Genomic DNA, 21,152 nt, shown 5'->3' on the forward strand with positions numbered 1-21,152 from the left:
GTTTCTCTTCCTTGTTGTAACGTCAGGGTCCCAGGATCCGGGACAGGTACCGTGCCACGGCGCGCACAGCGGCCATGGTGGTGGGATAGTCCATCCGGGTGGGCCCGAGTACTCCGATTTTCGCTGCGCTGTCCGGACCGTAGCCCGTGGCCACCACGGAAGCTTCCGCCAGGCCGTCGTAGGGGTTTTCCCGGCCGATACTCACGGCCACGCCGCGGTGGTCCTGCGCCATTTCGCTCAGGAGGCGCAGCATGACCACCTGCTCCTCCAAGGCTTCCAGGACAGGGCCGATACTCAGCGGAAAGTCCACGTTGGAACGGGCCAGATTTGCTGTGCCGGCCATGACCATACGGTCTTCCCGGCTGTTGTGTGCCAGCGCTTCGAGGCCGTGCGCCAGGGCCTGTGCCGCCTGCCGCTGCCCGGGGCTCACCGCAGTGACTACTGCGGAGAGGGACTGGGCCAGCTGGCTGAGCGGAGTTCCGCCCAGCGATCCCAGGAAACGGGTCCGCAGCGCGGCCAGGGCGTCGTCCCCCAGGTCCTGCCCGACGTCGATCACCCGCTGGTCCACCTTGCCGCTGTTGGCGATCAGCACTACCAGCACCTTGCGCGGGGCCAGCAGTACGAATTCGATGTGGCGGACCAGCGCCCGGCTGAGGTGCGGATACTGCACCACGGCCACCTGGTTGGTGAGCTGCGACAGCAGGCGCACGGTCCGGTCCAGGACGTCGTCGAGGTCGTCCGCGCCCTCCAGCAGCGACTGGATGGCGCGGCGCTCCGCCTGGGACAGAGGCTTCACTGCCGAGATTTGGTCCACGAACAGCCGGTAGCCCTTGTCCGTGGGTATCCGGCCCGCACTGGTGTGCGGCGCGGTAATGAGCCCCTCATCCTCCAAAGCGGCCATGTCGTTGCGGATGGTTGCGCTGGAAACGCCAAGATGGTGCCGCTCCACGAGGGCCTTCGAACCCACCGGTTCGCGCGAATGGACATAGTCCTCGACGATGGCCCGCAGCACTTCCAGCTTGCGCGGTTCGCTCACACTCCACCTCCATCCAGGGTCCGGGACGGCCTCGCCTCCCCGTTCAGTCCGCCTTGGCGGTTAGCACTCGACATGCCTTAGTGCTAACAGTCTATTATGCCTCGGCCCGTTGTTAGCATTGGAACCGCTCCGGGCAGAACCGGGTACTGACTAGCACTAGGCGGAACGAATCCATGGATTACCAGAACTGGGGCCCCCGTGACATAGCGGCTCCCGCCAGGACCGCGCCGCCAGAGGTCCCGGTTGAGCGTGGCATGGTCCTGGAGGACGTCCAGTCGGGCTGGGTGGGAGCAGTGACCCGGGTCGAGAAGTCCGGCGGTATGCATGTGGTCGCACTGGAGGACCGGCGCGGAAAGTCCCGCTCCTTCAAATTGGGATTCGGGTTCCTCCTCGATGGCCGGCCCATCCGGCTGATGCCGCCTGCTCCCCGCGCAGCCGCGGGACGGCCGGGCGCAGGACAGCCAGGCGGACCCGGCCGCACCGCGTCCGGGTCTGTACGTGTGACCGGGCAACGCGCCCAGGTAGCCAAGGCGAGCCGCATCTGGGTGGAAGGCAAGCACGACGCCGAACTGGTGGAGAAAGTCTGGGGGGACGACCTCCGGGTGGAGGGAATCGTCGTCGAACCCCTCCATGGCATTGACGACCTCGCCGCGGCGGTCTCGGAGTTCCGCCCCGGCCCCGAACGGCGACTCGGTGTCCTGGTGGACCACCTCGTTCCGGATTCGAAGGAATCCCGCATCGCCGAGGCAGTGATGCGCTCCCCCGGCGCGGCCGGGAACGTCCTGATCGTCGGTCACCCGTACGTGGACGTCTGGCAGGCAATCCGGCCGTCCGTCCTGGGCATCGACCGGTGGCCTGTAGTGCCCCGCGGGCAGGACTGGAAAACCGGGATTCTCGCGGCGTTCGGCTGGCCTCATGAGACGAAGGAGGACATCGGCCTGGGCTGGCAGAAACTGTTGGGCGCAGTCCGGACCTACGCAGACCTCGAGGCGTCGCTGCTGGGACGCGTGGAAGAAGTGATTGATTTCCTGACCGTCCCCTAGCAAGAAGGGGGGAGGAGTCATGGCCGGCAGACAGTATTCTTGGTAGTGCAGGTTCGCAGAATCATGGCGGACCGGCAGCACTGGGCACCAAGCGCAGTTGGCACAACGCACTTTAGAAGGAATCAGACCGTGGCAGAAAACGCACGTGATCACAGGAACCGCCAGGACGGCCCGGGCCGCTCCGAATACCATGGCGTTCCAGCGAATGCGCTGCCGCTGACGGCCAGCGAGGACCGGCAGTGGGCCACGCTGGCGCACTTCGGCGGCATCCTGGGTTGCGTGCCGTCGCTCCTGATCTACCTGATCTTCCGGGACCGCGGCCCGTTCACGGCGCAGGAATCCAAAGAGGCGCTGAACTTCAGCCTGCCGCCCACCATCGCGGCCGTGATTGCCAACATCCTGGTGTTCGTCCCAGTAGTAGGCAACATCTTCGCGGTCATCGCCACCCTGATCTGGATAGCGCTGACCTGCTTCTCCGTCTCCGCCGGCATCCACGTGAACAAGGGCCAGCCGCACCGGTACCAGTACAACCTGCGCTGGATCAAATAACCTCCAGCAAGGCAGGGTCAGTCCGGGAGGAGTCGTCGCACCACGGCGTCTGCCAGGAGACGGCCCTTGAGGGTGAGCACCAGACGGCCGCGAAACGCGGCGACGGGATCCACCAGCCCGTCGGCGATCAGTCCGGCCACCTCGTGGCGGCCCGCCGGAGTCAGCGAGTCGACCGTAAGCCCCGTCGCCAGCCGCGTCTCCAGCATCACGTGTTCAACGGCCTGGGTCTCGGGGTCCAACGTTTCCCGGCCCGCAGCCGGTGACAGCCCCTGGACCAGCCGGCCGGCGTAGGCCGAGGGGTGCTTGACGTTCCACCAGCGCACACCGCCCACGTGCGAGTGTGCACCGGGGCCAATCCCCCACCAGTCGTCTCCACGCCAGTAGGCCAGGTTGTGCCGGCAGGCGTGGCCCGGCGTCCGGGACCAGTTGCTGACCTCGTACCAGCCAAGCCCGGCAGCGGTGATGAGCTGGTCGGCGAGCTCGTACTTGGTGGCGTGGTCGTCGTCGTCAATCCCCGGTACCTCGCCCCGGCGGATCTGTGCCGCAAGCTTGGTCCCGTCCTCTACGATCAGCGCGTAGGCGCTGATGTGGTCCGGACCGTAGGACAGTGCTGTTTCGAGCGAGAAGCGCCAGTCGTCCAGCGACTCCCCCGGTGTCCCGTAGATCAGGTCCAGGCTGACGTCCAGGCCGGCTTCCCGCGCCCACCGGACCACCTGCGGCACCCTCGCCGGCGAATGGGTCCGGTCCAGGACCTTGAGCACGTGCGGCACCGCGGACTGCATGCCGAAGGATACCCGGGTGAAGCCCGCCTCTTTGAGCACGGCGAGCGATTCCGGCGTGACCGAATCCGGATTGGCCTCCGTGGTGACCTCGGCGCCTGCCACGATGCCCCACCGCGCAATGGCCGTGCGCAGGATCAGGGCAAGGTCCGCGGCGGGCAGGAGCGTGGGCGTCCCGCCGCCGAAGAAAACCGTGCTGAGCGGACGTTCTGGCACACCGGACCCGGCCAGCACCCCGGCCGCGAGCTCCACTTCTGCGGCAGCGGTGGCAGCGTAGGCATCCTGCGACGCCCCGCCGCCGAGCTCCGTGGCTGTGTAGGTGTTGAAGTCGCAGTACCCGCAGCGTACGGCGCAGAACGGAATATGGACGTACAGGCCGAAGGCGCGGCCGTCCGCACCTTCCGCTGCCTGGGCAGGCAGAAGGCCGTCCGACGGCGCGGGGTCGCCGAGGGGAAGAACGCTAGGCATTGCTGCGGCCCTGGGTCAGTCCGGCCACGGTGATCACTACTTCTTCGCCTTGTCCTTGGACTCGTCGGTGGTCAGCGCGGCGATGAAGGCCTCCTGCGGGACCTCTACGCGGCCCACCATCTTCATGCGCTTCTTGCCTTCTTTTTGCTTCTCGAGGAGTTTGCGCTTACGGCTGATGTCGCCGCCGTAGCACTTGGCCAGGACGTCCTTGCGGATGGCGCGGATGCTTTCGCGGGCAATGATCCTGGAACCGATGGCGGCCTGGATGGGCACCTCGAACTGCTGGCGCGGAATAAGCTCGCGCAGCTTGGTGGTCATCATGACGCCATAGGCGTACGCCTTGTCACGGTGGGTGATGGCAGAGAAGGCATCCACCTGCTCACCCTGCAGCATGATGTCCACCTTGACCAGATCGGCGACCTGGTCACCATCGGCCTTCCAGTCCAGGGATCCGTAGCCGCGGGTCTTGGACTTGAGGATGTCGAAGAAGTCGAACACGATCTCGGCCAGCGGGAGCCGGTAACGGATTTCCACCCGGTCCTCGGAGAGGTAGTCCATGCCGCCCATCACGCCGCGGCGGCTTTGGCACAGCTCCATGATGGCGCCCACGAACTCGTTCGGGGCCAGGATGGTGGCTGCCACCATGGGCTCGCGGACCTCGGAGATCTTTCCGGACGGGTACTCGCTCGGGTTGGTCACGTGGACCACCTTCTTATCCTCAAGCGTTACTTCGTACTCCACGTTGGGTGCGGTGGAGATCAGGTCCAGGTTGTACTCGCGTTCCAGCCGCTCACGCGTGATTTCAAGGTGGAGCAGGCCGAGGAAGCCGACACGGAATCCGAAGCCCAGGGCCGCGGAAGTCTCGGGCTCATAGACGAGGGCGGCGTCGTTGAGCATCAGCTTCTCCAGTGCATCGCGCAGCACGGGGTAGTCCGTGCCGTCCAGCGGGTACAGGCCGGAGAAAACCATGGGCTTGGCATCAGCGTAGCCGGGGAGCGAGTCCGCGGCAGGCTTGGCCATGTTGGTGACGGTATCGCCCACCTTGGACAGGCGTACGTCCTTTACGCCGGTGATCAGGTAACCCACCTCACCGACCCCCAGGCCCTTGGACGGTGTGGGCTCCGGTGAGCTCACACCGATTTCGAGGAGTTCGTGGGTGGCCCGGGTGGACATCATCTGGATGCGTTCGCGGGGGTGCAGCATGCCGTCCACCACCCGGACGTACGTGACCACGCCGCGGTAGGTGTCATAGACGGAATCAAAAATCATGGCGCGCGCTGGGGCGTTGGCGTCGCCGTGCGGAGCCGGCAGGTCGCGGACGATTTTGTCCAGCAGTGCCTCGACGCCCATTCCGGTCTTTCCCGACACCCGCAGTACGTCCTCCGGGTCGCCGCCGATCAGGCTGGCAAGTTCTGCTGCGTATTTCTCGGGCTGCGCTGCCGGGAGGTCGATCTTGTTCAGGACCGGGATGATGGTCAGGTTGTTTTCCATCGCCAGGTACAGGTTGGCGAGGGTCTGCGCCTCGATGCCCTGGGCGGCGTCCACCAGGAGGATGGCCCCCTCGCACGCGGCCAGCGATCGGGAAACCTCGTAGGTGAAGTCAACGTGGCCGGGCGTGTCGATCATGTTCAGCGCGTAGCTGGTGCCGTCGAGTTCCCAGGGCATGCGGACTGCCTGGGACTTGATGGTGATGCCACGCTCGCGTTCAATGTCCATCCGGTCCAGGTACTGGGCCTTCATATCGCGGGGCTGCACCACGCCGGTCAGTTGCAGCATCCGATCGGCCAGGGTGGATTTGCCGTGGTCAATGTGCGCGATGATGCAGAAATTCCGAATAATAGCCGGATCTGTCGCGGCGGGCACCGGGGCGGTGCGGGCCATGGGAGACACGCAAGGTCCTTACTGTTGGCTTTTCCGCGGCCGGCCGGCAGGAACGTTCACCATTACCTTCGGAGGGGCCGCACATCTTCAACGACCAGTGTCCCACGTCCTGGCAGGTGCCGCCGCATTCCCGTGCGGATTGCCGGGCAACGGCAAAGCGATAGCACCCGCCGGGGTCGCATGCCCGCCCTCCATCGTGGCCCGGCGATAGTGTTGCCACATGGCAATCAACCTCCGTTCCCTGGCGGGCGCCGTCCGCGCGGGCCTGCGCTCCCTGCGGCGGCAGGCGGCCACAACCGCTGCTTCCCTCCCGTCCACGTCCTATCCCGGGGATTTCCACGGCAGCGCCACCATCCGGTACACCCCCACCCCCGACGGCGATCCGGACCCCGGCGAAGTGGTGTGGGCGTGGGTGCCATATGAGGAGGACCCCAACCGCGGCAAGGACCGGCCTGTGCTGCTGGTGGGCCGGCACGGGCGATATCTGCTGGGCCTGATGCTTACCTCGCGGGACCGCGTCCCCGCGGCACCGCCGCCGGCCGGTATGTCATTCCGGCCCCGTGAAGGGTCGGGCGACTACGTCGAACTCGGCCCGGGCGCGTGGGACAGGCAGGGCAGGCCCAGCGAGGTGCGCGTGGACCGGGTCCTGCGGATCAGGCCGGACAGCGTCCGGCGCGAGGGCGCCGTTCTGGACCGGAAGCGGTTCGATGCGGTGGCCTCCGCGCTGGTGCAACGCCAGGGCTGGACACGGCATCCCTGAAAATGGCCAGCCCGGGCCCTGACCTGCTATTCTTTATAGCTGTGTGTCCGTGCAGGTCGACGGCCACTGATGGTTGGCCGCCATAGGTATCCCCACGCCGCTCAGTCAATGGCCAATCTGAAAGCCCTCTAGACCATTTCCGCATTAAAAAGAGAGTTCACACGTGGCGAATATCAAGTCCCAGAAGAAGCGCATCCTCACCAACGAGAAGGCCCGCCTGCGCAACAACGCAGTCAAGTCCGAGCTGAAGACGGCCATCCGCGCCGTCAACACCGCCGTTGAGTCCACGGACAAGGATGCAGCTGCTGCTGCCCTGGTTGCTGCCAGCCGCAAGCTGGACAAGGCTGTCAGCAAGGGTGTTCTGCACAAGAACAACGCAGCGAACCGCAAGTCGGCGATCTCCAAGAAGGTCAACGCACTGTAAGGTTTCCAGTTCGTCTGAACTGATGGCTGTGGCCGGTACCCCTGGGGTGCCGGCCACACCGCTTTAAGTGGATTGCCCGGGTTCCAAGGCTCTTCCCGGGCGACCCCTCACCGGACGCGGCTATCTGCCCTTGACGGAAGTGGCAATGATGCGGACGGCATGCTCCACCGCATACACGGGGTCCCGGGAGAGCCCCTTCACCTGCGCGTCAGCCTCTGCGGTGGCCTGGATGGAGCGGACCAACCCGTCCGGTGTCCAGCGGCGGACGTCACGCTGCGCCTGCTCCACGAGCCACGGCTGCATGCCGAGCTCGGCCGCGACCTGCGCCGCCGAGCCGGAGGCGCCGGCGACCCGGGCCACAGTCCGCAGCTTGGCAGCGAGTGCCGCCACCAGCGGAACGGGGTCCGCGCCCGTCGCCAACGCATGGCGCAGGGTGGAAAGTGCCAGAGGGCCGTTGCCGGCCATCGCAGCGTCCGCCACCTTGAAGGCAGTGGCTTCGATCCGGCCGCCGTAATAGCGGTCCACTACTTCGACGGTGACGGCAGAGCCCGCGTCAGCGATCAGCTGGCTGCAGGCCGCCGCCAGCTCGGACAGATTGGCTCCCACCGCGTTGACCAGCGCATGCACTGCTTCCTGGTCGATCCGGCGGCCGGCAGCTTTGAACTCGGTGGCTACGAAGGCGGCCTTGTCCGCGTCCTTCTTGAGCGGCTGGCAGTCCACCACGGGCCAGCCGGCCTTCTTGACCGCGTCCAGCAGCTTCTTTCCCCGGTTGCCGCCGGCATGACGCAACACCAGGACCGCGTCGTCGCCGGGATGGCCGAGGTACGCCAGGGCGTCTGCCAGGAAGGCGTCATTCATGGCCTCCACGGCCTCGACCTCGATGAGCTTCCCTTCGCCGAACAGGGAGGGGCTGACCTGCATGGCCAGCGTGCCGGCCTCGTAGCCGGCGGCGTTCATCCTGGTAACCTCGACTTCCGGGTCCGCGGACCTGACTTTGGCTCGGATACTATCCACCGCCCTGGCGGCAAGATAGTCTTCCGGGCCGCTGACCAGGACGACGGCGGCCGGGGCGGCGTCGCGCCAGGCAGACGCGTTCGATGCCGGCGAACGGGTTGCGCGTTTTTGCGCAGCGGCCATCGGGGGTTCCTTCCGGAAAGTGCTGTTGGGTATTCCAGTCTGCCATGCCCGCGCTTCGGGCCCGCGCCGCAGGAGCGGTCCTTGGCAGAAAGAACGTGTTCCACGAGTTCGAGCAGGCGTTCAGTCCGACGGTGCGCCCGAACCGCGAGCCCGACCATAACCGCGGGCCGCAGGATCGCCGCCAGCAAGCCATACATGAAGGCTGACAGCAGCATCATGGTCACCATCCCCGCAGGCCCCTCCGGCCATGGCAGCGAGGCCCCGGGAAGCCCGGCAGCACCCCTGGCCACTGCGGCAACCGCGCCGCAGAATGTTCCTGCCACCCCAATAAGCAGGGCCGCCGGCCATGGCGCCACGGCAACCAGCGGTACGGCAGCAGTTCCGAGCAGCGTGACAGGTGCCACCAGGGGCGCCGCCACGACGTTGGCAAGCAGCGAGTAGGTGGCGAACTGTGGCTGGAGGAGGACAATCACGGGCCCGCACAGGAGCTGCGCAGACAGGGGCACCGCCACCAGCGCCGCCACCCACCGGGGAACCCAACGGGGTGTGCCGTCCACGATGCCGCGCCCCAGGAGAATGATGCCCAGGGTAGCCAGAACGGAAAGGACGAACCCAAAGCTGCTGCCGAGGGCCGGATTGGCAAACAGCAGTCCCATGACCGCCAGACACAGGAAACTCAGGCCGCGGCCCGTCCGGCCGCCCGCAAGCGATGTAGCTGCCACAGCACCCATCAGGGCGGCCCGCAGCACACTGGCGTCGGGCCCCACCAGGACCACGAACAGTCCAAGGCCCGCCAAGGCGGCACCCGCCGCCGGAGCGCGGGGCAGCCGCGCCCATCTGCAGGCGAACAGCAGCGCGCCCAGGACCAGGCTGCAGTTGGCCCCGCTGACGGCAGTCAAGTGGGTCATGCCCACCAGTTGCATGGCACCCTCGAGACCGCTGTCCAGCGCAGTAGTGTCGCCGGTGACCATACCGGGCAACAGTCCGCGCGCGTCCGTGGGCAGGAAAGCCGCCGCCGTGACGAAGCGCGCCCGCAGGTCCCTGGCCGCCCCCTGCAGCACCGTCGCCTGCAGCCCCGTCCCCGGGCCGGCCAGGGGCATCATGGAGGAAGCTGCCAGGACGCCTGCTTCAGGCCGTCCGGGATCGGCTGGCCGCAACGTGCCCGTCACCCGGAAGACCTGGCCGGGAACCACGGCCCCCCACTCTCCCCCGCCCGTGACGAGAAGCAGGGCACGCGTCCGGATGAGCGTGCCGCCGGCCGTGAGTTCGCGGGTCCTCACCGGCACGGCCCAACGGCCCGCCGGTACCGGTTCCGGCGTGGCAGCCGCCCCGGCCCCGGACCGTTCTTCTGCACTCCGGTCCGCGGCCGCTCCCGGGCCCGCCAATGCCCGCGGCAAGCCGCAGACTTCCACCAGCGCCACGGCCGTCCGCCTGGTTGCTGCAGCTTCTGCGACTGGTCCGTCGAAGCGGTGCACGGCCCCCGCCGAGGAGTGGGCAGCTGTGGCCGCCGCGAGCAGCAGGGCGACCGCTCCGGTGGCGAGGAAGCTCCCCGTATATAGCCCACGCCTGCCCATCCGGTAGATCATCCAGGCTGCGGCAACGACCATCACGAAACAGAGCACGGCCAGCGCTGAAGCCGGCAGCCACAGGCCGGCCACGGAGGCACCCCAGACCAATAGCGCGGCAGGTACCAGCCGCAGGTCGGTACGACGCCGCGGTCCGTCCGGGCCGCCGTCGGGCCCTTGTCCCGACCCTTCTGTCCGTCCCCACTGCCTCACGGCGTCAGCGGCACGCGTCCAGGACCGCGCACGGCGCGCCCGCGGCGTGTCAGGGACGGGCGCCTCCCCTGAGGAAGGGCCCCCGCGAGAGGCACCACGGACTGCGGAGTCCACGTACCTGCTCCACGGGCTGACGTGCCTGCCCCCCGGATGTGTGCGGTCCGCGGTCACCATGCCACCTCAGACCGTCACCAAGGGCAGCAGTGCTTCCAGCATTTTTGGGCCCACCCCGTCCACGGCATCCAGGTCTTCGATGCTTTTGAACGATCCGTGATCCTTCCGCCAGTCCAGGATGCGCTGGGCAAGGACGGGCCCCACCTTCGGCAATGCATCCAGCTCCTCCAAGGTGGCAGAGTTCAGGTTGACCTTGGGGCTGTCCGCCCCGCCGGCACTGCTCCCCTCCACACCCGGGGCCGCCCCCTCCGGGGCTGCGGCAGTTGGGTCAGGGTGCTGGGCGTCGCCTTCCCTCGGCACCAGGATCTTCTGGCCATCGGCCAGCACCAGGGCGAGGTTCAGCCGGTTGAGGTCCGCGCCCGCTGCCGCACCCCCGACTGCGGTGATGGCCTGGTGCACCCGGCTGCCGGGCGGAAGCTGGACAACTCCGGGTTTGGCCACCGCCCCGGCCACATGGACCACCACCCGACCGTCACTCTCCCCTGCCGGTTCCCCCTCAGCATCGGCCGCGTAGGGCACTCCATCCGGCGTGCCGGTGCCTGAGCTGTGCGTGACCGGGGGCCCGGAGGCGGCGTCACTCAACGGCAGCACCTCCGGCCGGCCCGAGGCCGCCATAAACCAAAACCAGGCAGCGGCACCGAGCGCGAGGACGGCAAGGAGAAGCGACACGCGCAGCCCGACCCGCCACCGCAGGCGTACGTGCATCGTATCTGTGCGCGCCCCCGGTTCACCCTGTTCCGTGGTCAGCCGCTTCCCCGGTGTTGCTGCGTCCTGCCCGCGGCCGCGGGGACCATCTGCCGGGGCCCGGGACTGGAAGGGTTCCTGTCCATCCCCGCCGTCAAGGAGTGGGCGCACCGGGCCGCCGAGGGTAGCCTCGAGCCGGTCCCGGGCATGGCGTCCCTGGCGGCCTGGTCCTGGCTCCCGGCGTGACATGGTTCCAACCTATGGTCGGCCCCGGAGCGGAACAACGCCGGAGCGGCGTATGTGGATACCGCTCACCCCGGAGGCCCGGTCAGGCCGGGTCTTCGCCGACAATGACCGCCAGGACGCCCAACCCCGCGTGCGCCGCGAGGACTGCCGGCAGCGGGCTTATCTGGGCCGGCGGGCAGGACGGCAGGGCAGCTCCGAGTCGGGCCGCCAGGCTCTCGGCTTCCTCGGGATTGCCGAAGTGGTGTATAGCGAGCCGGACCGACCCTGACCGCGCGCCGGCATCGGCGGCGACAATCTCCTCAAGGCGCGCCACCGCGCGGGCGGCAGACCGCACTTTCTCAAGCGGCACAATGCGCCCGTCTTCCATCGCGAGGATGGGTTTTATGGCGAGCATGGCGCCGACAAACGAGGCCGCGGCACCGATCCGGCCTCCCCGGCGGAGCTGCTCAAGGCTCGGGACGTAGAAATAGACGCGGGTGCGGCCGGCCTGCCCGGCAGCAGCCCGGGCCACCTCGGCCGCCGAACTGCCTTCCGCAGCGGCTTCCACGGCAGCCTGGACCGCAAGGCCCTGGGCCATCCCGGCAGTCCTGGAGTCAACCACTTCCACCGGAATGTCCACCCGCGAGGCCGCCAGTCGTGCCGCGTCCGCAGTTCCGGACAGGTCGCCTGAAATATGCACGGACACCACCGACTCGAAGCCGCGGCTCCGGGCGGCGCGGTAGGCCTGCTCAAACTGGCCGGGCGACGGCCGGGACGTCTTAACCGGCGTCCCAGCGGCCAGCGCAAGCGCCACCGTTTCAAGGATGTCATCTTCGCCCTCGCCGTAGATTTCGTCGCCCACCATGACCGGCATGGGGACCACGGCGAGGTTTCCGGCACCCGACACCCATTCCGCCGGAAGGGCGGCTGCCGAATCGGTCACCACAGCGGTGCGTACGACGGCGGCGGGCCGGCTTCCGCCGGCACCGGGAGCGGGTGCCGTGCGCAGCGCCGCCAGGCGTGCCCTTAGCCACGGCCAGGCGGCGGCGTTTCTGTCCGGCAAGCGTGCCTCCCCGGTGTCGGTGTCCGGCTAGGCCGGGACGATGTTCACCAGTTTAGGTGCCCTGACAATAACGGTACGGATACCGCGGCCGTCCAGGGCACGCTGCACGTTCTCCGATGCCAGGGCGAGTTCCCGAAGGCTGTCCTCGGAGACGTCGGGCGAAACCTCGAGCCGGTCCCGTACTTTGCCCTGGACCTGCACAACGGCGGTGACCGTCGCCTGGACCAGGAGCGCGGGGTCGTGGGACGGCCAGCCGGCGTTCGCAACCGAGGCCGGGTGGCCCAGGACGTGCCACATGTCCTCGGCCGTGTAGGGCGCGAAGAGGCTGAGGATGACGGCAACGGCTTCAGCCGCCTCGCGGACGGCCGGGTCTGCACCGCCCGCGCCCGAGTCAATGGCCTTGCGGGTGGCGTTGACCAGCTCCATCAGTTTGGCCACCACAACGTTGAACTTGTTGGCATCCAGGAGTTCAGCGGCGTCGGCAATGGTGCGGTGGGTTACCGAGCGGAGTGCGCGGTCACCGGCAGCCGCGTCCGTACCGGGGGCGCTCGCCACGTCCTGCGCCAGGCGCCAGGCTCGGGCAAGGAACTTGGCCGAGCCTGACGGTGACACGTCCGCCCAGTCCACATCGTCCTCGGGCGGCGAAGCGAAGATCATGGTGAGGCGGACGGCGTCGACACCGTACTTGTCCAGCTGTTCGCCGAGGTCCACACCGTTGCCGAGCGACTTGCTCATGGCCTTGCCGCCGTTGAGCACCTGGCCCTGGTTGAGCAGGGCGCTGAAGGGTTCGTTGGCTTCAATCATGCCGAGGTCGTTGATGACCTTGGTGAAGAAACGGGCGTAGAGCAGGTGGAGGATTGCATGCTCCACGCCGCCCACGTACTGCCCCACCGGCATCCAGTCGTTGATCTTCTTCGGGTCGAACGGGCCCTCGGTGTAGTGCGGCGAGACGAAGCGCAGGAAGTACCAGGAGGAGTCAACGAACGTGTCCATCGTGTCCGTGTCCCGCTTGGCCGGGCCGTGGCAGGACGGGCATTCGACGTTGACCCAGGACCCGGCGGCAGCCAGCGGAGAGGTGCCCTTGGGTGCCAGGTCTTCGCCGCGCAGGTCTGACGGCAGGGTGACGGGGAGCTGCTCGTCCGGTACGGGCACCTCGCCGCAGGACGGGCAGTGGATGATCGGTATGGGGGTGCCCCAGAACCGCTGGCGGCTGAGCAGCCAGTCGCGGAGCCGGAAGTTCACGAACTTCTCGCCTGTGCCCTGCCGCTCCAGGATGGCGATGGCGGCGGGGATTGCCTCGGACTTGGGCAGCCCGTCCAGTTCGCCGGAGTTGATCAGGGTGCCCTCGCCGGCGGTGGCCGTGCCGGACACTGCGGGGTCTTCCTCGCCGGTGTCCAGGACCGCGCGTACCGGCAGGTCGAAGGTGCGGGCGAAGTCGAGGTCACGCTGGTCGTGGGCCGGAACGGCCATGATGGCGCCGGTGCCATAGTCGGCCAGGACGTAGTCGGCCGCCCAGACCGGCAGCTTCTCACCGTTCAGCGGGTTGATGGCATAGCGGCCCGTGAACACACCGGTCTTTTCCCGCTCGGTTGACTGGCGCTCGATTTCCGAAAGTGCCTTGACCTGTTCACGGTACTGGTCCAGGGCCTCGGCGTGCTCGTCAGTGGTGAGTTCGACGGCGAGCGGCGCGTCCGCGGCGACCACGAAGAACGTGGCGCCGTACAGGGTGTCCGGACGGGTGGTGAACACCGTGACCTCTTTGGCCGGCTTCCCGCCGTCGGCCTCGATGAGAAAGTTGACGTGCGCGCCCTCGGAGCGCCCGATCCAGTTCTTCTGCATGGCGAGTACGCGCTCGGGCCAGTGGCCCCGCAGCTGCTCCATGTCATCCAGCAGCCGGTCCGCGTAGTCGGTGATCTTGAAGTACCACTGGTTCAGCGACTTCTTGGTGACCGTGGTGCCGCACCGCTCGCAGGCACCGTTAACGACCTGTTCGTTGGCCAGAACGGTCTGGTCCTTCGGGCACCAGTTGACCGGCGAGTCCTTGCGGTAGGCGAGCCCGCGCTCGTAGAAGCGCTTGAACAGCCACTGTGTCCAGCGGTAGTACTCCGGATCGGAGGTGTGCAGCCGGCGCGACCAGTCGGCGGAAATGGCGTAACGCTTAAAGGAAGCCGCCTGGGTGTCGATGTTGGCGTAGGTCCACTCGCTGGGGTGGGCGTTGCGCTTGATGGCGGCGTTCTCCGCCGGCAGGCCAAAGGAGTCCCAGCCGATGGGGTGGAGCACGTCGTATCCCTGCTGGCGCAGATACCGTGCCACCACGTCGCCCATGGCAAAAGCCTCGGCGTGGCCCATGTGAAGGTCGCCGGAAGGGTACGGGAACATATCCAGGACGTAGCGCCGCTCGCGGGACCCATCGTCCACAGGCGTGAAGACCTTGAGGTCCTCCCACACCTGCGGCCACCTGGCCTCGATGGCGGTAAAGCTGTAGGTGCCTTCTTCGGGCACCTCCGCCGACACTGCTGATGTTCCGGTCTCTGTCTCCGGCTGAACGCCCACTGCTGCCCTCTTCTGTTCTGTCACGGCAATCTGTTCTGCCATAACGGCCTGATCCTCCTGCTGCCGGTCCGGAAGGCTCCCGGACACACAAAAGCCCCTCGCCAAGGGAGGGGCTGCCGCTCAGCTGTCCGGTATCCGGAAGCCGGCGGCTAACTAAGCAGGAGCATCGCACGCATGGGTCTACTTTAGCGCACCCAGCCAGGCCCAGTCGCAAACGAGCGGCTGAGGGAGTGTGACGGTCACGTTGACGGCAGCCGCACCTCGCCCGGGTGTGGTGGGCACCGCGATGGGCCCCCTGCTGCGAGGGCCCCACCGCGAGCTTGCGAGCGGAGGGAGCTGCAGGGGACGGGCGGGGCAGGTGCGGCTGCCGTCAACGACGGGTCACACTACCTCACGTCCTCGTCGACCCAGTCCATGGATTTGGTGACGGCCTTCTTCCAGAGGCGCATCTGCCGTTCCTGCTCGTCCTTATCCATCTGCGGTTCCCAACGCTTGTCTTCGGACCAGTTGGCGGAGCATTCCCCCAGGTCCTTCCAGAACCCGACGGCCAGGCCCGCTGCGTAGGCGGCACCGAGGGCGGTGGTTTCCACGACTTTGGGACGGATCACCGGGACGCCCAGGATGTCCGCCTGGAACTGCATGAGCGCATCGTTGGCCACCATGCCGCCGTCGACCTTCAACTCGGTAAGGGGAACGCCGGAGTCCGCGTTGACCGCGTCGAGAACCTCGCGGGTCTGGAAGGCAGTGGCTTCGAGTGCCGCGCGGGCGATGTGGCTCTTGTTCACGAAGCGGGTCAGACCTACGATGGCGCCGCGGGCATCTGAACGCCAGTAGGGTGCGAACAGGCCGGAGAACGCAGGGACGATGTACACGCCGCCGTTGTCCTTCACCGACGCGGCAAGTGTCTCCACCTCCGGCGCGCTGCTGATCATGCCCAGGTTGTCGCGCAGCCACTGGATCAACGATCCAGTGACGGCGATGGAACCCTCCAGCGCGTAGTGCGGCGCCGCATCGCCAAGCTTGTAGCCGACGGTGGTGAGCAGGCCGTTCTTGGAGTGCACGATCTCCTCTCCGGTGTTGAAGATCAGGAAGCAACCGGTGCCGTACGTGTTCTTGGCCTCGCCCGTGCCGAATGCCGCCTGGCCGAACGTAGCCGCCTGCTGGTCTCCGAGGATCCCGGCTACGGGTACTTCGCGCAGCAGCTGTGACTTGTGAACGGTGCCGTACGTTTCGGAAGAGGACCGGATTTCGGGCATCATGCTGCGCGGAACCCCGAAGATCCCGAGGATCTCGTCGTCCCACTGGAGGGTTTCGAGATCCATGAAGAGGGTACGCGACGCGTTAGTGACGTCGGTTACGTGGACGCCGCCGTCCACGCCGCCGGTGAGGTTCCACAGGACCCACGAGTCGGTGTTTCCGAAGACCAGGTCGCCGGCATCGGCCTTTTCCCGGGCACCTTCGACGTTGTCCAGGATCCACTTGATCTTGGTGCCGGAGAAGTAGGTGGCCAGCGGCAGGCCTACCTTCTGCTTAAATCGGTCGGGGCCGCCGTCCGCGGCAAGCTCGTCCACGATCGGCTGCGTGCGGGTGTCCTGCCAGACGATGGCGTTATAGACAGCCTCACCCGTGGTCTTGTCCCACACCACGGCGGTTTCGCGCTGGTTGGTGATGCCGACGGCGGCAATATCGTGCCGCGTCAGGTTCGCCTTGGAGAGCGCCGACCCGATGACCTCACGGGTGTTGTTCCAGATTTCGGCGGGGTCGTGCTCCACCCAGCCGGCCTGCGGGAAGATCTGTTCATGCTCCATCTGGCCAGTGGAGACGATGCTGCCGCTGTGGTCAAAGATGATGGCCCTGCTGCTGGTGGTGCCCTGGTCGATGGCGATGACGTACTGGTTCATGCTGACATCCTTGTCTGTGCGTTGGTTTGAAACTGGTAAAGCCGGGTTTTTGCGGGGGTCACGAGGCTGCGACGACGATGATGGGTGCTATCTTGGCGACAATACCGCCCAGGGAGCCGCCCACAAGGGGTCCCACCACCGGAATCCAGGAATAGCCCCAGTCGCTGGAGCCCTTTCCCTTGATGGGCAGCAGTGCGTGGGCAATCCGGGGACCCAGGTCGCGCGCAGGGTTGATGGCATAGCCGGTCGGCCCGCCGAGCGAGACACCGATGCCTACCACGAGCAGTGCGACGGCCAGCGGGCCGAGGCCGGAGGGGGTTCCGCCAAAGGTGAGAATAACGAAGACCAGGACGAACGTGCCGATGATTTCCGTCACCAGGTTCCAGGGGGTGGAGCGGATGGCCGGGCCTGTGGAGAACACGGCGAGCTTGCTGGCTGCTTCAGGTTCCGCGTCGAAGTGCTGCTTGTAGGCGAGCCAGCAGAACGCTGCGCCGAGGGCAGCACCGAGCAATTCGCCGCCGAAGTAGGTAAGGGTGGATGCAACGGTCACGGGGACCTCCGGCGCATATTCGGCCTTGCCGTTGACCAGCAGTCCGAGGGTCACTGCGGGGTTCAGGTGCGCACCGGACTTGGCCGCGACGAACACGCCGGAGAACACCGCGATGCCCCAGCCCCAGGTCACCATCAGGAATCCGCCGCTGTTGCCTTTGGTTCCGCGCAGGGCGACATTGGCCACCACGCCGCAACCCAGCAGGGTGAGCATCGCCGTTCCGAACACTTCGGAAAGGAAAACAATTCCAAGAGACATCTTTGACTCCTTTGTAGAGGTTGCCGGCCCGCGGCAGGTTGGCGGGCCGGAGGGTGGCCGGGGCGCGCAGGCCCCGGCCGTCAGCGGGTCCTAGGAGACCAGGCTGGGTGTTTCCACCCGGTGGAGCCGCCGCAGCACATCCTGTGCGTGGACGATCTCCGCCGAACGTTGTGCGGCGTCCCAGCCGAGGCTGCGGGACAGGATGTCCGCCACCTCGTTCAGGAGTTCGCCGGTGACCAGGCCGCGGAAGGCCAGGGAGGTGCGCCGGATGAGGACATCCACGAGGTGTCCCACCTGTTCGTTGGCGGCCATGAACTCCAGTTCCCGGACACTCAGCTCCCGCGTGGAACGCAGGAGCTGGTCGGGACCGTCGTCGAGGTACGCCATGACGTCCTTGGCGCGCGTGCCGTAGCGGGTCAGCAGGACAGCTGTCCGGTCGGCATCACGTCCGGCGCCCATGTGCGCCTTGATCCACTTCTGGACACCGGCCTCGTCGGCGGGGAAATCCGCCCCGCCGCCGATGGCCAGCTGCGCCGTGGAAACCTTGCGCGCCATACCCAGCTCCCCGAGGACATCATTGGCCAGGTGCTCGGCCAGCGCGCGGAAGGTTGTCCATTTGCCGCCCACCAGGCTGAGTACGACGGCGCCGCTGCCGCCGGCTTGCGGGGCACGCCGCTCAATCCGGTAGTCGCGGGAGACGAAGCCCGGCTGGGTGGCGTCATGGCGCGGCAGCGGGCGGACACCCGAGAAGGTGTAGACGATCTGGTCCCGGCTCACCGCGATGTCCGGGAACACGTGGCCGACCAGGTCGAAGAAATAGTCGATCTCCGCGTCGGTGCAGACCGCATCCTGCGCCATGTCGGCATCCACATCCGTGGTCCCCACCAGGACGCGGTCGCCCATCGGGTAGATCAGGACGATGCGTCCGTCGGTGTGCTCGAAGAAGATTTCCCGGCCGCGGCAGGCGGCGAGCAGCCCGGGGTGGTCCAGCACGATGTGCGACCCCTTGGTACCACCCATGAATGATGAGGCCGAGCCCATCGCTCCATTCGTGAGGTCCACCCAGGCGCCGGTGGTGTTCACGATGACGTCTGCCGTGAAATCGAACTCTTCCCCGGACAGTTCATCACGCAGCCGAACAGTACCGCCGCGCCCGGTGCCGGTGTTCGGAGCGCCGGACATGGCGACGAGGGAGACGTAGTTGCTGGCGCGCGCCGAACTGCCGGAGCTGTTCCCCGCGCGAGCTGCCCCGGCTTTTTCGCCGTCCTGCAGGACATCCAGGGTGAGGCGTTCGGGGTTGTGCACGGATGCATCAAAGTAGGTGGCGGTGTACTTGAGATCGTGCCGGAGTTCCGGAAGTTCGGCCAGCGCACGCTTGCGGCCCCGGAATTGGTGGCGGGGAACAGCGCCGCCGTCGCGGGAGAACGAATCGTAGAGGCTGAGTCCCAGCTTGATGAGGAAAGCGCCGCGTTCCTTCGGCCTGCCCTGCTGCTTGTGCGTCAGGAATCGAAGGGGCGCCGCGAGGACCCCCGAAAAGGTGCTGAAGATGGGGATGGTGGTCTGCAGCGGCTTGACGTAGTGGGGAGCAATCCGCAGGAGACGGTTGCGCTCCACCACGGACTCCCGGACCAGCCGGAACTCGCCGTTTTCGAGGTAACGGATGCCGCCGTGGATCATGTGCGACGAGGCGCCGCTGGCACCCTGGCAATAGTCGCCGCGCTCCACGAGGGCCACATCCACGCCCTGAAGGGCCAGGTCCCGGAAGGTTCCCACTCCGTTGATGCCGCCGCCGACCACCAGGACCCTGGCATGCGGCCGCTGGCGGAGCCGGTTTACTGAAGGCCGTCCGGCTCCCGGCGTGGGCAGTGCGTCGCCGGCGTAACCGGCTGAATCCTTGCGTCCCAAAACTACTCCCTTGGGCTTTGGTATCTGACGCGGCCACCTTGGGTGCGCCGCCGTTCCCAACTATTCTTTGAACGTATGGAAAATGACGTCAAGCATAATGCACAAACGTGCAGATTGGACAGGTGATGGCTCCCTCGCGCACAGCCGATGCCCTTCGGGCGGCGCAGATGTACTACCTGCAGGACCTGACCATGGATGCCATAGCGCGCGAGCTGCGCACGTCCCGGTCCACGGTGTCGCGGCTCCTGTCCTCCGCCCGCGAGACCGGTCTGGTACAGATCCAGATCCGGAATCCACTGGATACCGGCCCGGAACTGGAAGGAATGATCAGGCAGCGGTATAGCGTCGACGTCCACGTGGTTCCGGTGCTGGAGAGCCTGAACGAAGCGGAAACCCTGGACCGCGTGGCGCTCCAGGCAGCCCGCACCATCGGGCCGCTGGTGGAGTCCAACGCCATTATCGGCGTGGCCTGGGGGTCCACGCTCAGTGCAGTCAGCAGGCACCTGACCCGCAAGATCACCCATGACAGCGTCATTGTCCAGCTGAACGGAGCGGGCAACATGCACACCACCGGCCTGACGTACGCCAGCGACATCATGCGGCGGTTCGGCACCGCCTACGGGGCCCGGGTGGAACAGTTCCCGGTTCCGGCGTTCTTCGATCACGCCGCCACCAAGACAGCCATGTGGAATGAACGCAGCGTTCAACGGATCCTGGCCCTCCAGTCGAAGATGGGCATTGCCATCTTCGGTGTTGGCTCCGTCCACGCCGACTTTCCCAGCCATGTCTATGCCGGCGGCTACCTCGACGAGGCCGACCTGAACATCCTCGCCGCCTCGGACGTGGTGGGAGACGTGGCCACAGTGTTTTTCCGCGGCGACGGCTCTTCCGACGGCATCGTCCTGAACGAGCGCTCCACGGGCCCGTCGCTTGCACAGCTGCGCCAGGTGCGCCGACGGATCTGCGTGGTCTCCGGCGAGTCGAAAGTCAACGGACTCCGGGGGGCGCTGGCGGCGGGACTGGCCACGGACCTCATCCTGGACGAAGGGACTGCGCGCCGCCTGGTGGAGTTCGAGGGTGTCACGGCCTGAAGTGGGTAAAGTCGAAACATGAGGAAATCACCGCAGCTCAGCCTGAACAACGGCGTGCTGATCGACCAGCTGGGCTTCGGACTCTATAAGGTGCCCCCGGCAGATGCCGCAGACGTGGTGGCCACGGCCCTCAGCGCCGGCTACCGGCATTTCGACACCGCCGCCATGTACGGCAATGAAACCGGCGTGGCCCGCGGGATCAGTTCGCAACTGGACGGGCAGCCGGGAAACGGCGGATCCGGTGAGCTCCACCCCACCCTGTCCAGGGAGGACGTCTTCGTCACCACAAAGGTCTGGAACGAGGACCACGGCTACGATGCCACCCTCAAGGCCTTCGATACCTCCATGGTCAATCTGGGCCTGGACTACGTGGATATGTACCTCATCCACTGGCCGTGCGCCCGGCGGGGCTTGTTTCCGGACACCTACCGCGCCCTTGAAACGCTGTACCGGGAGGGCCGGGTCCGCGCCATCGGCGTCAGCAACTTCCAGCCCGCCCACCTGGACCGGCTCCTGCAGTCCGCCGAAGTAGTGCCTGCGGTAAACCAGGTGGAACTGCACCCCTGGCTGCAGCAGGAGGAGCTCCGTGCCAAGCACTCGGAACTGGGAATCCGCACCGAAGCATGGAGTCCTCTGGGCCGCGGCCAGGTCCTGGCCGACCCCGTTGTGGCCGCCTGCGCCACCGAGCACCGCAAAACCGCGGCGCAGGTAGTCCTGCGCTGGCACATGCAGCTGGGAAACATCGCCATCCCCAAAGCCAGTACCGAAGCACGCATCCGCGAAAACCTTGACATCTTCGGATTTGAGCTCTCCGACCGGGACATGGCCGCGCTCGCCGGCCTGGAACGCGGCCAGCGCACCGGATCCCACCCGGACAACGTCAATTAGGGGCG

The 21,152-nt window shown here is 66.9% G+C and carries 17 protein-coding genes; 6 read left to right on the forward strand and 11 right to left on the reverse strand.

Features of this window, described 5'->3' with window-relative positions; all coding sequences use genetic code 11:
• Nucleotides 1-22 precede the first annotated feature (22 nt).
• Nucleotides 23-1,036 (reverse strand): heat-inducible transcriptional repressor HrcA, encoded by a 1,014-nt coding sequence (hrcA, locus tag ACIQC0_RS07985; protein ID WP_377216161.1) that lies wholly within the window; start codon nucleotides 1,034-1,036, stop codon nucleotides 23-25.
• Between the two features lie 173 nt (nucleotides 1,037-1,209).
• Between hrcA and ACIQC0_RS07990 the strand changes: the two genes are divergently transcribed.
• Entirely contained in the window at nucleotides 1,210-2,079 is an 870-nt protein-coding gene (locus tag ACIQC0_RS07990) for a DUF3097 domain-containing protein (protein WP_400534041.1), read from the forward strand.
• Nucleotides 2,080-2,208: 129 nt separating this feature from the next.
• Nucleotides 2,209-2,628, forward strand: a complete 420-nt coding sequence (locus tag ACIQC0_RS07995; RefSeq protein ID WP_377216159.1) for a DUF4870 domain-containing protein — start codon at nucleotides 2,209-2,211, stop codon at nucleotides 2,626-2,628.
• Between the two features lie 17 nt (nucleotides 2,629-2,645).
• Here the strand turns inward: ACIQC0_RS07995 and hemW are convergent, their stop codons facing one another.
• A complete protein-coding gene (gene hemW / locus ACIQC0_RS08000; RefSeq protein WP_400534044.1) occupies nucleotides 2,646-3,875 on the reverse strand; it encodes a radical SAM family heme chaperone HemW in 1,230 nt (409 codons plus the stop codon).
• Between the two features lie 36 nt (nucleotides 3,876-3,911).
• Nucleotides 3,912-5,765 carry a translation elongation factor 4 gene (lepA, locus tag ACIQC0_RS08005; protein ID WP_377216157.1) on the reverse strand — a complete coding sequence of 618 codons (1,854 nt, stop codon included), beginning with the start codon at nucleotides 5,763-5,765 and terminating at the stop codon, nucleotides 3,912-3,914.
• A gap of 211 nt (nucleotides 5,766-5,976) precedes the next feature.
• Here lepA and ACIQC0_RS08010 point away from each other — a divergent pair, with 211 nt between their 5' ends.
• Together ACIQC0_RS08010 and rpsT are read left to right on the forward strand one after the other, a co-directional pair.
• On the forward strand, nucleotides 5,977-6,516 hold the full coding sequence (locus ACIQC0_RS08010; RefSeq protein WP_400534048.1) for a type II toxin-antitoxin system PemK/MazF family toxin: 540 nt from the start codon (nucleotides 5,977-5,979) through the stop codon (nucleotides 6,514-6,516).
• Between the two features lie 163 nt (nucleotides 6,517-6,679).
• A complete protein-coding gene (rpsT, locus tag ACIQC0_RS08015; protein WP_011692086.1) occupies nucleotides 6,680-6,940 on the forward strand; it encodes a 30S ribosomal protein S20 in 261 nt (86 codons plus the stop codon).
• Between the two features lie 120 nt (nucleotides 6,941-7,060).
• Here the strand turns inward: rpsT and holA are convergent, their stop codons facing one another.
• The 8 genes from holA to ACIQC0_RS08055 all read right to left on the reverse strand — a co-directional run bounded on the left by holA (nucleotide 7,061) and on the right by ACIQC0_RS08055 (nucleotide 19,168).
• Nucleotides 7,061-7,954, reverse strand: coding sequence for a DNA polymerase III subunit delta (holA, locus tag ACIQC0_RS08020; RefSeq protein ID WP_377216155.1), 894 nt, complete (start codon nucleotides 7,952-7,954; stop codon nucleotides 7,061-7,063).
• Nucleotides 7,894-9,855 (reverse strand): ComEC/Rec2 family competence protein, encoded by a 1,962-nt coding sequence (locus tag ACIQC0_RS08025; protein ID WP_400534051.1) that lies wholly within the window; start codon nucleotides 9,853-9,855, stop codon nucleotides 7,894-7,896. The genes holA and ACIQC0_RS08025 overlap by 61 nt, the downstream gene beginning before the upstream one ends.
• Before the next feature lie 180 nt (nucleotides 9,856-10,035).
• A complete protein-coding gene (locus tag ACIQC0_RS08030; RefSeq protein ID WP_400534054.1) occupies nucleotides 10,036-10,962 on the reverse strand; it encodes a ComEA family DNA-binding protein in 927 nt (308 codons plus the stop codon).
• A gap of 79 nt (nucleotides 10,963-11,041) precedes the next feature.
• Nucleotides 11,042-12,001, reverse strand: coding sequence for a DegV family protein (locus ACIQC0_RS08035; protein WP_400534057.1), 960 nt, complete (start codon nucleotides 11,999-12,001; stop codon nucleotides 11,042-11,044).
• Between the two features lie 27 nt (nucleotides 12,002-12,028).
• Nucleotides 12,029-14,554 carry a leucine--tRNA ligase gene (gene leuS, locus ACIQC0_RS08040; RefSeq protein WP_400534511.1) on the reverse strand — a complete coding sequence of 842 codons (2,526 nt, stop codon included), beginning with the start codon at nucleotides 14,552-14,554 and terminating at the stop codon, nucleotides 12,029-12,031.
• Nucleotides 14,555-14,940: 386 nt separating this feature from the next.
• The gene (glpK, locus tag ACIQC0_RS08045) at nucleotides 14,941-16,455 is read right to left on the reverse strand and encodes a glycerol kinase GlpK (protein WP_400534060.1); all 1,515 of its coding nucleotides are present in this window, start codon (nucleotides 16,453-16,455) and stop codon (nucleotides 14,941-14,943) included.
• Between the two features lie 58 nt (nucleotides 16,456-16,513).
• Entirely contained in the window at nucleotides 16,514-17,263 is a 750-nt protein-coding gene (locus tag ACIQC0_RS08050; RefSeq protein ID WP_400534062.1) for an MIP/aquaporin family protein, read from the reverse strand.
• A gap of 90 nt (nucleotides 17,264-17,353) precedes the next feature.
• Nucleotides 17,354-19,168 carry a glycerol-3-phosphate dehydrogenase/oxidase gene (locus ACIQC0_RS08055; RefSeq protein WP_377216149.1) on the reverse strand — a complete coding sequence of 605 codons (1,815 nt, stop codon included), beginning with the start codon at nucleotides 19,166-19,168 and terminating at the stop codon, nucleotides 17,354-17,356.
• A gap of 125 nt (nucleotides 19,169-19,293) precedes the next feature.
• On the opposite strand from ACIQC0_RS08055, the gene ACIQC0_RS08060 reads away from it, so the two are divergent.
• The gene (locus ACIQC0_RS08060; protein WP_377216195.1) at nucleotides 19,294-20,259 is read left to right on the forward strand and encodes a sugar-binding transcriptional regulator; all 966 of its coding nucleotides are present in this window, start codon (nucleotides 19,294-19,296) and stop codon (nucleotides 20,257-20,259) included.
• Between the two features lie 18 nt (nucleotides 20,260-20,277).
• Nucleotides 20,278-21,147, forward strand: coding sequence for an aldo/keto reductase (locus ACIQC0_RS08065; RefSeq protein ID WP_400534065.1), 870 nt, complete (start codon nucleotides 20,278-20,280; stop codon nucleotides 21,145-21,147).
• Nucleotides 21,148-21,152 lie beyond the last annotated feature (5 nt).

The organism is Pseudarthrobacter sp. NPDC092419, from assembly GCF_044755045.1.
Classification (GTDB): Bacteria; Actinomycetota; Actinomycetes; order Actinomycetales; family Micrococcaceae; genus Arthrobacter.